We start from the raw sequence: 14,768 nt of genomic DNA on the forward strand, positions 1-14,768 counted from the left end.
CTCTTTTCACAGGTTCTACTAGATTGGAAATAATTGGTACGAGTTTTGATAGTACAAATGCCACTGGCAACGAAGCCCGGCGGCACAATCTGTGCGGCCGGGCTTTTTTTATGCCTGTCGAAAGTATCCGGGAGCCTCTCATGTCTTCAAGCGCCCTACGCGCCCACATCCTTACCCCGCTGACGCTGGCCGTCACGGCGGTCGCTGTGCTGATCGCACCCGGTACGGTGCTGGCCGATGAGAATATCGCTCAGATGCCCGGGGATATGATCCGTAACAGCACGTTTGACCTGAATTTCCGGCCCCGCTACGAGCATGTGCGCGACGTGGCCTTCCCCCACCATGCCACCGCCGGCACCCTGCGCAGCCGCGCTACCTGGACCAGTGCCCGCTGGGACGGCTGGGAATTTCTGCTGGAAGGCGACAACGTCACCTATATCAGCAGTGAGAAGTTCAACAATACCGAAAATGGCTACACCCAATTCCCGGTAGTCGCCGACCCCGATTACAGCGAGATGAACCGCGCCCAAATCAGTTACGCACTGGATCAAGGGCTGTTTACCGTAGGCCGTCAGCGCATCAACTATGACGACCAGCGTTTTATCGGCGGTGTGGCCTGGCGCCAGAACGAACAGACCTACGACGCCTTTCGCGCCGAATGGGACTTCAACGACAAGGTGTCCCTCGATTACACCTACATGTGGAACGTCAACCGTATTTTTGGCCCGGACGGCGACGATGCCGACATCAGCGGGCCCGTGAACGCGCTGGAGGTGGATTACAAAGTCCGCCCCAATCACACCCTGAAAGGCTTTATCTACAGCCTGGATTTTCACGACCAGGAGCAGTTGGCCAGTGCCACCGTCGGCTTCGAGTGGGCCGCGGATTGCGCCAGCTACCGCTGGCACCTGCGCGCCGCCACCCAGAGCGATATCGGCGGCAATCCCTACGACTATCAGGCGGAGTACTACAACGCGGAGTTCTGGACCAAGCCAGTACAGAAATACAAATTCGCAGGCTTTGTGGGCACAGAATGGCTGACGGGCGATGGAGAGTGGGCCTTCCAGACTCCACTGGCTACTCTGCACAAATTCCAGGGCTTCGCCGACAAGTTTCTGACCACACCCGTGGACGGCGTTCGCGACTACTATGCTGGCGGCTCTGTCGTTGTTTCTGGCATCAAGTTTGCAGCTACCCTCCATAAATTCTATAGCGATCGCGACAGCCTGGATTACGGCAACGAACTGGACCTCGTCGCGACCTATGCCATAACAAAAAACATCGGCCTGCTTGCCAAGTACGCGACCTACGATGCTGACCAATTCAGCAGCGATACGGACAAGTTCTGGTTGCAGTTCGAATTGAAGTTCTGAGAGCGATGACGACGAAACCCATAAGTATCCTGCTGGTCGACGACCAGCCAGAACGCGCCGCTATGGTGGCCGGGCAGTTGACCGCTGCCGGCTACAACCTGCTGGCGCAACTCTCCAGTGCCGAAGGACTGCTTTTCCAGGTGGAAAAGCACCGGCCGGATATCGTGTTGATCGATATCGAATCCCCCGACCGCGACATCCTCGAAAGTCTTTCGGTCATCAACCAGCACAAACCTACCCCGGTAGCGATGTTTTCCGCCCGCGGCGGCGCCGAGTTTATTACCAGCGCAGTGGAGGCCGGCGTGAGTGCCTATATGGCGGAGGGCCTGTCGGCAGACCGCGTGGCGCCGGCCATCGAAATCGCCATGGCCCAATTCCGGAGCTATCAGCAACTGCGCCAGTCCCTGGAGCGCACCCAGCAACAGCTGGACGAGCGCAAGGTAATCGAGCGGGCCAAAGGCCTGCTGATGGCACGCAAAAATATCAGCGAGCAGGCTGCCCACCAGACGCTGCGCACTCTGGCGATGAACAGCAACTCCACAATGCGCAACGTGGCCGAGCAGATCGTTACCCATTTGCAATCGGCGGTGTAATTGCACCCCGGCCGGATAGAAAGACGTGCGCAGACCAATAAATCAATGAATTCGAGAGTATTACCGTGAGCAGCCTGCAAGCAGAAAAGCCCAATCTGAAACTCCTCTACCTGCGCCTGACCGACAGCGCACCACTAATCGTGGCCCACGAGCTGGGGTACTTCGAGCGCTATGGACTGAAGGTGGACCTGCAGCGGGAAACTTCCTGGGCCACCCTGCGCGACAAACTGATCGGCGGTGCCGCCGATGCCGCCGCAATACTTGCGCCCATGCCGCTGACCCTGAACCAGACACTGCCCCACTGCGAAGAGCCGCTGCTCAGCGGGCTGATCCTCAGCTGCAACGGCAACGCGATTACCCTGTCGCGCACGCTCTATGATTCCCTGGAGATTACAGATGCCAGCGACGGGAGCCAGACACCCGATATCGGCGCGGCGCTCAAGTCTCATCTTCAATCCCGCGCCGAAGGCGAAGCACCACTGACATTTGCCAGTGTGTACCCCTTCGCCAGCCACACACTGCAGCTGCGCCACTGGCTCACCAGCGCCGGCATCAACCCGGACACCGATGTGCGCCTTGTGGTGCTCCCGCCGGAACAGATGGTGGACCATCTGCGCCGCGGCGATATCGACGGTTACTGTGTGGGCGAACCCTGGAACACACTCGCGGTGCAGGAAGGGATCGGCGTGATCGCCACCCCCAGCAATGCACTGATGCCGGCGATGCCGGAAAAAGTACTGGCAGTCACCCGCAGCTGGCACCAGGCCAACCCGGCGACCCACCTGGCCCTGCGCGCCGCTCTGCTGGACGCCTGCGGCTGGCTCAGCGACCGCAGCCAGCGCCGGGATGCCATTGCCATTCTGGCGCGCCCGGAGTATCTCGATCTGCCGGAAGCCACCATCGCCGCGTCCCTCGACGACGAGCTCTTCGCCACCACCGGACAACCACCAGTGAAGAACCCCGGCTGGCATCTGTTTGCCCATCCGCAGTCGGAACACGGCCGCCCCACGGAAAAGAAAGCCCGCGAACTACTGGCCCTGTGCAACGAAATCGCACCAACGGATTGCGCCGCCGCGGAAGTCTTTAATGCCGACCTGTATCAGCAGACGCTGGACTTTCTCCGGCACAGAAATTTGCAGCAGACCCTGAGCGCCTGACCCCATTCCGTCCGGGCCCGTAGTTTCGGGCACCGCGCGACAGCAGTGCATCATTTTCACTCTGGTGCATAAAACACCCCAAAACAGGGCGCAATGGCGGCTGCAAATCCCGTCATTCGCCCAATTCCCCCTCGATGCCCCAACGGCAACCCGCGTGACGCACCAAATTTTCCTCCGTGCCCGGATATGGCACAGAAATTGAATAACCTTTAGTGAGCAGATGCTGTTTCCGCCCGTCGGGCATTCAGCGCTCATCGCCGAAGTGCCAACGGGCCAGACGCTGCGAGCAGTCGCAGACGCACCAGAGAGCCCCACCACAAACAACAGCACTCGGCCACACCATAGCGAACGACAGGACATCGAAGTCCACCGGTACAGACCGCCTGTGCCCGTGGGCTTTTTTTATGCCCGGCGGGCAGGCGTCCGATGAGAGAGTTAAACAAAGCAATGTCTCAAAGCAGTCAATCCGAATCCCTGAACCTGTTTTCTTTCAGTGGCAATGTAAAAATCCTGCACATGACCTGGCTGGCTTTTTTCCTGTGCTTCTTTGCCTGGTTCAGCCACGCACCACTGTTGATGGCGATTGCCAGCAGCTTGGCGCTGACACCGGATCAGGTAAAAACCCTGCTGATTCTCAATGTGGCGCTGACCATTCCCGCACGCATGATCATCGGCATGCTTACGGATAAATATGGCCCGCGCCTGACGTTCTCGGTATTGCTGGCGGTCGGCAGTATTCCCTGCTTCGTGTTCGCACTCGCTGACAGCTTTGTGCAGGCTGCCATCGCGCGCTTCTTTATGGGCTTTATCGGCGCGGGCTTTGTGATCGGCATCCGCATGGTCTCTGAATGGTTCCCCGCCCGCCACCTGGGTACTGCGGAAGGTGTTTACGGCGGCTGGGGCAATTTTGGCTCCGCCGCCGGCGCGATTCTGCTGCCCTCCCTCGCACTGGTGTTTGGCGGAGAAGACGGCTGGCGCTATGCCATCGGTCTCACCGGTGTTATCGCCCTGCTGTACAGCGTGATCTATTACAACAGCGTGACCGACACCCCAAAGGGTGCGACCTATTTCAAACCGAAGAAAATCGGCGCGATGGAAATCACCAGCCGCGGCGACTTTTTCCTGCTGCTGTTTATGAAGCTACCCATGTACGGCGCCTTGGCGCTGCTGACCTGGAAGCTGTCACCGGCGGAAGTGGGGCTGCTCAACCAGTTCTGGACCTGGGCGATTTATGCCGCACTCGCGAGCCTGTACTTGCTGGAACTGAAGAAGACTCTGAGTATCAACCGTGAAGTCTTAACCAATCCCCCGGCATCGATCCACCGGTACAAATTCAAACAGGTGGCGATCCTGAACCTGCTGTATTTCGCCACTTTCGGTTCCGAGCTGGCAGTGATCTCCATGCTACCGCTGTTCTTTTTTGAGACCTTCACCCTCGACCCGGTGAAGGCGGGCCTGGTGGCCTCGGCCTATTCCTTTATGAACCTGGTTTCCCGCCCCACCGGTGGTCTGCTGAGCGATAAGTACGGCCGCAAACCGGTGTTGATGATTCTGGTAGCGGGGCTGGCCTGCGGTTACCTGCTGATGAGCCAGATCAATGCCACCTGGCCACTGTACCTGGCCGTGGGCGCGGCCATGGTGTGCTCTTTCTTCGTACAGGCCGGTGCCGGCGCGGTGTTTGCGGTAGTGCCGCTGATCAAGCGCCGCCTGACCGGCCAGATCGCGGGTATGACCGGCGCCTACGGCAATGTGGGCGCGGTATTTTTTCTGACGGTGCTAACAATGGTGGATTACCAGACGTTTTTCCTGGTGATCGCCGGCACCGCGGTGTTCAGTTTTATTGTTCTGTTGCTGATGGAAGAGCCGGAAGGCCATATGGTAGAGGTAATGCCAGACGGCAGTGTCTCCCTGATTGATGTAGCCTGATAAACAGGCCAGATCCACACCAAGCGACAGAGAAGAGATTCATAACTAACGGGATAAGACCATGTCCAGTGATTCTTTAAATCTGTTTTCCTTCAAGGGAAAGATCCGGGTGCTGCACCTGACCTGGATCGCCTTCTTTATCACTTTCTTTGCCTGGTTCAATCACGCTCCGCTGTTGATGGCGATTGCGGACAGTCTGTCGCTCACTTCGGAACAGGTGAAGACGCTACTGATTCTGAACGTGGCGCTGACCATTCCGGCGCGGGTAATCATCGGTATGCTGACCGATAAATACGGCCCACGTCTGACCTATTCGCTGCTGCTGGCAGTAGGCAGTATTCCCTGTTTTATTTTCGCACTGGCAGACAGCTTTACCGCGGCGGCCATCGGCCGTTTCCTGCTCGGTTTTATCGGTGCGGGCTTTGTGGTCGGTATTCGCATGGTGTCCGAGTGGTTCCCGGCCAAGCAGCTGGGCACCGCGGAAGGCATTTACGGTGGCTGGGGCAATTTTGGTTCCGCCGCCGGCGCCATGACGCTTCCTACCATCGCGCTGCTGTTCGGTGGCGAGGACGGCTGGCGTTATGCGATCGGGATTACCGGTGTACTTGCACTGGTTTACAGTGTGATTTACTTCAAGTCGGTGACCGACACACCGAAAGGTGGTACTTACTTCAAGCCGAAAAAAATTGGCGGCATGGAGGTATCCAGCCCTGCGGACTTTGTACTGCTGCTGATCATGAAGGTGCCCATGTATGCGGCACTGGCGCTGCTGACCTGGAAACTGTCTCCGAGTGGTGTGGGTATGCTGGCGATGCCAGTGGCGATCGCCATTTATGTGTCACTGGTGGCGCTCTATGTGTTTGACGCGAAGAAGTGTTACGACATCAACAAAGAGATCTTTGTGAAGCTGCCGGAGCCAATGCATCGCTACCGGTTCAAGCAGGTCGCGGTGCTGAATATTCTGTACTTCGCTACCTTTGGTTCTGAACTGGCGGTAATTTCGATGTTGCCGCTGTTTTTCTCAGAGACGTTTACGCTGGATCCGGTGAAGGCGGGTCTGCTGGCTTCGGCGTATGCGTTTATGAATCTGATGTCCCGCCCGGCGGGTGGTCTGATCAGTGATCGATTCGGGCGCAAGAGTACGCTGCTGATTCTGACCGCGGGTCTGGCGGTGGGCTATCTGACGATGAGTATGATTGATTCGGAGTGGCCGCTGTATCTCGCGGTGGCTGCGGCGATGGCGTGTTCTTTCTTTGTCCAATCCGGTGAGGGTGCGGTGTTTGCGGTGGTACCGTTGATCAAGCGTCGCCTGACGGGGCAAATTGCGGGGATGACCGGTGCTTACGGAAATGTGGGCGCGGTGTTTTACCTGACGGTGCTAAGTATGGTTTCTTACGAGACCTTCTTCCTGGTAATTGCCGGTACGGCGGTACTTGGGTTTGTTACGCTACTGTTCCTGGAAGAGCCGCAAGGCCAGATGGCGGAAGTCATGCCGGATGGTAGTGTTTCCCTGATCGACGTCGCTTAATTTAAATTCCCGGGCAGCCGATAGCGGGTTCCCGGGCGCACTGCACCGATAAAGGGTTCCGAGACACGCCGTGAACCCATCCCTGGGGGCTCTGCAAAAACATCCTGTTTTTGAAGGTCTCAGAACCCTTTATCGGTGCAGTGCTTCGCCCCAAATCACTTACTATTACCGGCACCAATTTGAACACCACTTGCGAAACCACCACCGTGTCCGATCCCAATCAACGGGCTTCCAACACCGAGAATCTGGAGTTCGCCACCGCTACTGAGTGCGGCCAGCGCGCCTATAACGACGATGCTGTTGCGATCTACCGGGCCACCGGCAATGAGCGGCGTTATCGCGGTTCGATGGCGGCGATTGCGGATGGTGTGGGTAGTGCGGAGGCCGGGGGCGCGGCGGCGCGAGCGGCGATCAGTGGGTTTATTTCCGACTATTACAGTACGCCGGATACCTGGTCGGTGAAGCAGGCGGCGGCGCGGGTGTTGCACGCGTTGAATGGCTGGCTGTACCGGCAGAGTGGTGGTGCAGATGAGGTGCAGCGCGGTTGGTTGACGACGTTTTCTGCGGTGGTTTTGAAAGGTGCGACGGCGCATCTGATTCATATCGGGGATTCGCGGATATATCGCCTGCGGGCGGGCAAGCTGGAGTGTCTGACGCGGGATCACAGTCGCTCGCTGGGGCCGGGGCGGACGTTTTTGAGCCGGGCGCTGGGGATGGATGCGCACATCGAGGTGGATTACCGACAGGAGCCGCTGGAATCCGGAGACCTGTTCTGTGTGACGACAGACGGGATTCACGATTTTCTGCCCGCAGCGCAGTTCACCGAGATACTCAACGCGCAAGGGGTGGATGCAGCGGAAGCGCTGATTGCGGCAGCGCTGGATAATGGCAGCACAGACAATCTGAGCCTGGCGCTGTGCCGTGTGAATGTACTGGAGGCACTGGAAGCCGATGACCTGATGTTGGCGACGGGCGACCTGCCCTTCCCGCCACCCCTGCAACCCGGGAATAAGATCGACGGGTACGAGGTGTTGCAGGAGTTGCATGCGAGCAGCCGAAGCTATCTGTATCTGGTGCGGGATCTGGAGAGCGACGAGCTGCGGGCGCTGAAGGCGCCGTCGGAAAATTTCACGGATGATCCGGCGTATATCGAGCAGTTTATCGCGGAGGAGTGGACTGGCCGCCGGCTGGAGCATCCAGCGATCGTCAAGATTTTCCCTCCCCGAAAAGCGCGCAAGTTTCTCTACCATGTCATGGAGTATGTGGACGGGCAGAATCTGCGGCAGTGGATGCAGCTAAACCCGGAGCCGCCTCTGGATCAGGTGCGCAACCTGGTGCAGCAGCTGGTCAGTGCGCTGCGGCGCCTGCAGCGGTTGGAGATTGTGCACGGGGATCTGAAGCCGGAAAACATCATGGTGGATTCCAGCGGCCGCTTGAAGCTGATCGACCTGGGCGGAGCCAATGCGGCGGGTTTACAGGAACTGCTGCGGTATCAGGACAGTGCACCGCCGGGGAGCAAGAACTACTGCGCGCCGGAGTATTTTATGGGGGATGCGGCGAGCCACCGCTCGGATATTTTCTCCCTTGGGGTCATCGCCTACGAGATGCTCACCGGGCACTACCCGTATAAAGAGCGGTTCGGCAGCAGCCACTACCACCTGAAAAGCTATGCCAATATGCGCTACCTCGGCGCGAGCCAGCGTCGGGAAGATCTGCCGGAGTGGATCGACGGCGCCCTGCGCCGCGCCTGTGCGCCGGACCCGAGAAACCGCTATCCGGCACTATCGGAGTTTGTGCACGATCTGAATACGCCAAACAAGAAGTTCATCAACCGCGAAAAACCGCCGCTGATGGAGCGCAACCCGCTGTTGTTTTGGCAAGTGGTGGCGGCGCTGGCGATTCTTTCGCATCTGCTGTATTTCCTGTAACCGGCACCCTGCAGGCAAAGTACGCTTTGCCTGCCCCTTCACCCAAGCCCTGCCATGGGGCAATCAATGCCGTGGCGCACCAGATTGTCGCACTCGAGCAATCGGAATCGCCAATAAACCGCACAAACTCTGTGGTCTCCCCCGTCTCACGCCGCTCTCAAGAGTTGGCACAGAGATTGAATACCATTAGTCACAATCCAAATTTTTTCAGCAAGGCAACGGCGCCTGACACTCTTCGACAGAAGAGGGGACGCCCGTGCAGCCGCAAGCTACCCAGGCCCCCCAACGCTTTTCTTCTGTCGCACTGATCAGGTTCAAACGGCAGAGATTATGGTTAAGCAAAAAATCGTCGTCATCGGCAACGGCATGGTGGGTCACCACTTCCTGGAACAACTGGCAAACCGCCCCGAGCGGGAACTGTTCGACGTACTGGTGTTCTGTGCCGAACCCCGCCCCGCTTACGACCGGGTACACCTTTCCGAATACTTCGGCGGCCGCACCGCGGACGACCTGGCCATGGGCAAGGTGGAGCAGTACCGCGAGTGGGGCTACGACCTGCGCCTGAACGACGCCGCGGTAAACATTGACCGTGACAACAAAGTCGTCACCTCCGCCAGTGGCGCATCCGAAGCCTACGATCACCTGATATTGGCCACCGGTTCCTACCCGTTCGTACCGCCGATCCCCGGCCACGAGCACGAGAAATGCTTCGTCTACCGCACCCTGGAAGACCTGGACAAGATCCAGGCCGCCGCCAAACAAGGCAAGGTGGGTGTCGTTGTCGGTGGTGGCCTGCTGGGCCTGGAAGCAGCCAATGCACTCAAGCAACTGGGCCTGGAAGCCCATGTGGTGGAATTCGCTCCCGGCCTGATGTCCGTACAGCTGGACGAAGGCGGCTCCAAACTGCTGCGGGATAAAATTGAAGAGTTGGGTGTGACCGTTCACACCAGCACCGCCACCGAACTCATCGAAGAAGTGGATGGCGGTCGCCTGCGCATGAACTTCAAAGGCGACAAATCCCTGGATACGGATCTGATCGTCTTCTCCGCTGGCATCCGCCCGGAAGATAGCCTGGCAAAATCTGCTGGCATCGAACTGGGCCAGCGCGGCGGTATCGTCATTGACAACCAGTGCCGCACCTCCGACAAAAACATTTTTGCCATCGGCGAATGTGCCTTGTTCAACAACTTCATCTACGGTCTGGTCGCCCCGGGCTACACCATGGCGCGCACCGCTGTTTCTCTGCTGTGTGGCGAAGCGGCCGAGTTTAACGGCGCGGACATGAGCACCAAGCTGAAGCTGCTGGGTGTGGACGTTGGTTCCATCGGCGACGCCCACGGCCGCGCGGAAGGCTCCGCAGCAATTACCTTTGTGGACGAGCAGACCGGCGTCTACAAGCGCATGATTACCGACAGCGAAGGCAAGAAACTACGCGGTGCGGTACTGGTAGGCGACGCCGCTGACTACGACACCCTGCTGCAATACCACCTGAACGATATGGATCTGCCGGAACACCCGGAGCAACTGATCCTGCCTGCACTGGATGGCGCGGCCCCAACCCTGGGTGCCGATGCACTGCCGGATACCGCCACCATCTGTTCCTGTCACAATGTGAGTAAGGGCGATATCGTCGGCGCGGTTCAGGGCGGTTGCTGCTCGGTAGGCGAAGTAAAAGATTGCACCAAGGCGGCCACTGGTTGTGGCGGCTGTGCGGCGCTGCTGAAAAATGTGGTGGATACCGAGCTGGCTGCGCTGGGTGTCGAAGTCAACAATGACCTCTGCCCGCACTTCCCTTACACCCGCCAGGAAATTTTCCACATGGTGCAGGTGGAAGAGATCAAAACCTTCGATGAGTTGCTGCACAAGCACGGCTCCGGCAAGGGTTGTGAAATCTGTAAACCCACCGCTGCCTCCATTTTCGCCTCCCTCTGGAACGACCACATCCTGGAAAAGCCGCACGTCGGCCTGCAGGACACCAACGATACCTTTATGGCAAACATGCAGAAAAACGGTACTTATTCCGTAGTTCCACGCATTGCCGGCGGTGAGATCACCCCAGAAAAGCTGATTGTTCTCGGTGAAGTGGCAAAGAAATACGATCTCTACACCAAGATTACCGGCGGCCAGCGTATCGACCTGTTCGGTGCACGCCTGGAAGAGCTACCGGAAATCTGGCGCGAGCTGACCGATGCGGGCTTCGAGACTGGGCACGCTTACGGTAAATCGCTGCGGACCGTGAAGTCCTGCGTGGGCAGCACCTGGTGCCGCTTCGGGGTACAGGACAGTGTGGGCATGGCGCTCACCGTTGAGAACCGCTACAAGGGCCTGCGCTCACCGCACAAGATCAAGATGGCGGTTTCCGGTTGTACCCGCGAGTGTGCGGAAGCACAGAGCAAAGACATCGGGGTGATTGCTACCGAAAACGGCTGGAACCTGTATGTGTGCGGTAACGGCGGTATGCGCCCGCGCCATGCGGATCTGTTTGCGACGGATCTGGACGATGTAACCCTGATCAAATATATCGACCGGGTATTGATGTTCTACGTGCGCACGGCGGACAAGCTGCAGCGGACTTCTGTGTGGCTGGAAAACCTGGAAGGTGGTCTGGACTACCTGCGCGAGGTGGTGATCGAGGACAAGCTGGGCATCGGTGAAGAGCTGGAGCGCCAGATGGGCAATGTGGTTGGCACTTACCAGTGTGAGTGGAAAACCGCGATCAACGACCCGGAGATGCTGAAGCGCTTCCGCCAGTTTGTGAATACCGACGAGAAAGACGAGAAAATCGTTTTCGTGGAAGAGCGCCAGCAGCGCCGCCCGGCCACTGAAGAAGAAATCGTAAAGATTGCCGAGCCGGCTTAATTATTTAGGTAAGCCCGGTGGCGGTGGAGCACCGGGCGGGAGGTTTCAGGACCGCTGTAGACCCATCCCTGGGCGCTGCGGCGCAAACATCCTGTTTGCGACGCTCCTGAAACCTCCCACCCGGCACTCCACCTTCGCATCTACCCTCTGTGCGTAGATTGCCGTTAAAGAATTATTGATTTTCACCACCACCATTTGTGGAGAACCAAAATGAGCGAAGTTGCCATAACCCGCACCGAGTGGCTGCAAGTCTGCAAGCGATCAGATCTTGTAGCCAATTCCGGAGTGTGTGCTCTTGTGGGCGATCGTCAGGTTGCCCTGTTTTTTTTACCCGACCAGGAACCCCAGCTTTACGCCATCGATAACTGGGACCCTATTGCCAACGCCGGTGTAATCGGCCGCGGCCTTGTGGCGGAGATTGACGGAGAATTGACGGTAGCCTCTCCGCTGTACAAGCAGCACTACCGTCTGAACGACGGTCAGTGCCTGGAGGAGGAAGATATCAAACTGGATTCCTTCCCGATCGCTTTTGAAGGCGATGATGTGCTGATCAAAATCGATCAGTAAGCGCGATAATAAATACAAAAGTAAGCAGTGAAAGATGGCTTTAACAGAACTGTTCTCGGCGCGTAAGTCCTGCACCACCTGCCCGTACTGCGGTGTGGGCTGTGGAGTGGCGGCTACTCAGGAGTTGCAGCCGGGTGGCGGCGAGTCGGTGATTCGCATTACCGGGGACGAGCAGCATCCGGCTAACAAGGGAAAGCTGTGTGTAAAAGGCTCCTCTCTGGCGGATACCCTGGGGAATCACGGGCGTCTGTTAAAGCCGCGCTTGCACGGTGAAGATTGCGATTGGGACACGGCGCTGGATTATGCGGCGTCGAAGTTTCGCGAGACGATCGAGGAACACGGGCCGGATTCGGTGGCGTTTTATCTTTCCGGGCAGTTGCTCACAGAAGACTATTACGTGGCCAACAAGCTGATGAAGGGTTTTATCGGCACCGCCAACGTAGATACCAATTCCCGCCTGTGTATGTCCTCTGCGGTCGCCGCTTACAAACGCGCGCTGGGCGCGGATGCGGTGCCGTGTAATTACGAGGACCTGGACGAGGCGGAGCTGGTAGTACTGATCGGCTCCAACGCCGCCTGGACGCACCCGATCCTGTTCCAGCGTATGCAGGCAGCGAACGCCAAGCTGGTGGTGGTGGACCCCCGCGGCAGTGCCACCAGTGAAATGGCGGATATGCACCTGGCAATTACGCCGGGCAGTGACGCGGCGCTGTTCAACGGCCTGCTGCGCTATCTGTCCGGATATGGGGACAGCGAATCCGGTGCGCTGGACCAGGTATTTATCCACAACCATACGGAACATTTCACCGACGCGCTCGACGCAGCGGCGGAGTGGACGCCGGAGAAGGTGGCGGAATACTGCAGTGTCGAACTGGAGCAACTGCTCGCCTTCTACGAGCTGTTCCGCACCACCGAAAAAACCATCAGTTTTTATTCCCAGGGCGTCAACCAGTCCAGCACCGGTACCGACAAAAACAATTCCATTATCAATTGCCATCTGGCCACTGGCCGCATCGGCAAGCCCGGCTGCGGCCCCTTTTCCATCACCGGCCAACCCAATGCCATGGGCGGGCGCGAGGTGGGCGGCCTGGCAAATATGCTCGCCGCGCATATGGATTTCACCGAAGAAAACATCGACCGTGTGGGCCGCTTCTGGAATGCCACAAACATGGCACAGGGCCCTGGCCTCAAGGCGGTGGATCTGTTCAACGCGGTGGAGAGCGGCCAGATCAAGGCGGTATGGATCATGGCGACCAATCCGGCCGTGAGTATGCCGGACGCGCGCCGGGTAGCCGCGGCGCTGAAAAACTGCCCGACTGTAATTGTGTCTGACTGCGTGGGCGATACCGATACCGCGCGCACCGCTGACCTGTTGCTGCCGGCTACAACCTGGGCAGAAAAGACCGGTACCGTCACCAATTCCGAGCGCCGGATTTCCCGTCAGAAAAGTTTCCTGCCGAAACCGGGGGAGGCCCGTCACGACTGGGAAATCATCTGCGACGTGGCCAAACGCCTCGGTTTTGAAGAGGCGTTTGATTTTCAGGGGCCGGCGGATATTTTCCGCGAACACGCGGCTCTGTCCGGGTTTGAGAACAACCGCGAGCAGGCCCGCCGCGCTTTCGATATTTCCGCCCTGGCGAATATCAGCGATCAGGAATACGATTTTTTCACCCCGGTACAGTGGCCGGTCAATGCAGAAAACCCAAGCGGCAAAGCTCGCCTGTTCGGCGACGGGGATTTCTACACCCCCAACAGCCGGGCGCGTTTTATCGCTGTTGACCCTCAATGTCCGAAACAGGAAACCCGTGCCGAATATCCGCTGGTATTGAATAGCGGGCGTCTGCGCGACCAGTGGCACACCATGACCCGCACCGGGCGTGCGCGCAAACTGCTGGATCACAGTGAAGCGCCGGAGCTGCATGTACATCCGCAGGAAGCGCAGAAGTTTGGCATTGAAGATGCGCAACTGGTGCGCGTAGAAAGTGAAAAAGGCCAGTTTTTCGGCCGCGCCCGCATCACCGCCAGCCAGAAACCCGGCCAGCTGTTTGCCCCGATTCACTGGAGCGACAGCCTCGCCCACAACGCCACCGTGAGCGCCCTGGCTATTCCGTTCACCGATCCCTTCTCCGGTCAGCCGGAGCTGAAACAGGTCGCGGTCAACATAGAGCCCCTGAGTGCCCACAGCTACGCCTGCCTCCTGCTGCGCACCCAGACCGCGGAGGAGCTGCACAGCCGCCTGCAAGCTGGCGACAAGTCTTTATTCGAGACCATCCTGCACTGGTACCGGGTACCGGTGGAAGGTGGCTACCGTTTTGAACTGGCGCTGAAAAAGCAGCCGGACTGGCAGGCCATGGCCGAAAGCCTGTTTTCCCTGCACAGCAAACGACTCCACCGCCAGCGCCTGCAATTGCCCAATGGAGAGCGCTGGCTGCTGCATGGCAATCAAATGGAGCTGCTGGTGTTCACCACCGCAGACTGGCAGACCCTGCCGGACCGTAAAACCCTGGAAGACACTCTCAACAAGCCTCTGCCAGAAATGCCGGCCCAGTTGCTACAGAACGTCCCCGCCGGCGCCCAGATGGTCTGTACCTGCCTGCAGGTTTCGCGCAAAGAAATCGAAACAGCCATTGCCGATGGTGCAACGAGTGTGGACGAACTGGGCGAGTTGCTGGGGTGTGGTACCAATTGCGGTTCCTGCAAGCCGGAAATCTCTGCGCTATTGAATACGAATCTCGCAGTGGCAGTCGGATAACAGCGATACCTCGCGCCTAAACGACAGACACAATCCTCCATGCGAAGGCAAAGTGCCAGGGATGGGTTTTCGAAAACCCATACCC

General features: G+C 58.4%; 9 protein-coding genes. All 9 read left to right on the plus strand.

What is annotated here, in order from left to right; translation table 11 throughout:
• Positions 1–140 precede the first annotated feature (140 nt).
• Positions 141–1,373 (plus strand): alginate export family protein, encoded by a 1,233-nt coding sequence (locus Q1A74_RS11970; protein ID WP_299596116.1) that lies wholly within the window; start codon positions 141–143, stop codon positions 1,371–1,373.
• A 5-nt stretch (positions 1,374–1,378) separates the two neighbouring features.
• Positions 1,379–1,966 (plus strand): ANTAR domain-containing response regulator, encoded by a 588-nt coding sequence (locus tag Q1A74_RS11975; RefSeq protein ID WP_299596118.1) that lies wholly within the window; start codon positions 1,379–1,381, stop codon positions 1,964–1,966.
• A gap of 65 nt (positions 1,967–2,031) precedes the next feature.
• Positions 2,032–3,123, plus strand: a complete 1,092-nt coding sequence (locus tag Q1A74_RS11980) for a CmpA/NrtA family ABC transporter substrate-binding protein (protein ID WP_299596120.1) — start codon at positions 2,032–2,034, stop codon at positions 3,121–3,123.
• A gap of 447 nt (positions 3,124–3,570) precedes the next feature.
• Positions 3,571–5,049 carry a NarK family nitrate/nitrite MFS transporter gene (locus tag Q1A74_RS11985; protein ID WP_299596122.1) on the plus strand — a complete coding sequence of 493 codons (1,479 nt, stop codon included), beginning with the start codon at positions 3,571–3,573 and terminating at the stop codon, positions 5,047–5,049.
• 61 nt (positions 5,050–5,110) lie between these two features.
• Positions 5,111–6,577, plus strand: a complete 1,467-nt coding sequence (locus tag Q1A74_RS11990) for a NarK family nitrate/nitrite MFS transporter (protein ID WP_299596124.1) — start codon at positions 5,111–5,113, stop codon at positions 6,575–6,577.
• A 179-nt stretch (positions 6,578–6,756) separates the two neighbouring features.
• The gene (locus Q1A74_RS11995) at positions 6,757–8,505 is read left to right on the plus strand and encodes a bifunctional protein-serine/threonine kinase/phosphatase (RefSeq protein ID WP_299596126.1); all 1,749 of its coding nucleotides are present in this window, start codon (positions 6,757–6,759) and stop codon (positions 8,503–8,505) included.
• Between the two features lie 330 nt (positions 8,506–8,835).
• Positions 8,836–11,364: a nitrite reductase large subunit NirB gene (gene nirB / locus Q1A74_RS12000; RefSeq protein ID WP_299596129.1), complete on the plus strand. Its 2,529-nt coding sequence runs from the start codon at positions 8,836–8,838 to the stop codon at positions 11,362–11,364.
• A gap of 210 nt (positions 11,365–11,574) precedes the next feature.
• Entirely contained in the window at positions 11,575–11,931 is a 357-nt protein-coding gene (gene nirD / locus Q1A74_RS12005; protein WP_299596131.1) for a nitrite reductase small subunit NirD, read from the plus strand.
• A gap of 34 nt (positions 11,932–11,965) precedes the next feature.
• Positions 11,966–14,683, plus strand: a complete 2,718-nt coding sequence (locus tag Q1A74_RS12010) for a nitrate reductase (protein ID WP_299596133.1) — start codon at positions 11,966–11,968, stop codon at positions 14,681–14,683.
• The last annotated feature ends 85 nt before the right edge of the window (positions 14,684–14,768 follow it).

Source organism: uncultured Microbulbifer sp. (assembly GCF_947504145.1).
Taxonomy (GTDB): Bacteria; Pseudomonadota; Gammaproteobacteria; order Pseudomonadales; family Cellvibrionaceae; genus Microbulbifer.

Coding starts and splice junctions, on each gene's coding strand:
- Q1A74_RS12010 (WP_299596133.1), top strand. CDS start 11,966: ATGGCTTTAACAGAACTGTTCTCGGCGCGTAAGTCCTGCACCACCTGC.
- Q1A74_RS11990 (WP_299596124.1), top strand. CDS start 5,111: ATGTCCAGTGATTCTTTAAATCTGTTTTCCTTCAAGGGAAAGATCCGG.
- Q1A74_RS11970 (WP_299596116.1), top strand. CDS start 141: ATGTCTTCAAGCGCCCTACGCGCCCACATCCTTACCCCGCTGACGCTG.
- nirB (WP_299596129.1), top strand. CDS start 8,836: ATGGTTAAGCAAAAAATCGTCGTCATCGGCAACGGCATGGTGGGTCAC.
- Q1A74_RS11985 (WP_299596122.1), top strand. CDS start 3,571: ATGTCTCAAAGCAGTCAATCCGAATCCCTGAACCTGTTTTCTTTCAGT.
- nirD (WP_299596131.1), top strand. CDS start 11,575: ATGAGCGAAGTTGCCATAACCCGCACCGAGTGGCTGCAAGTCTGCAAG.
- Q1A74_RS11975 (WP_299596118.1), top strand. CDS start 1,379: ATGACGACGAAACCCATAAGTATCCTGCTGGTCGACGACCAGCCAGAA.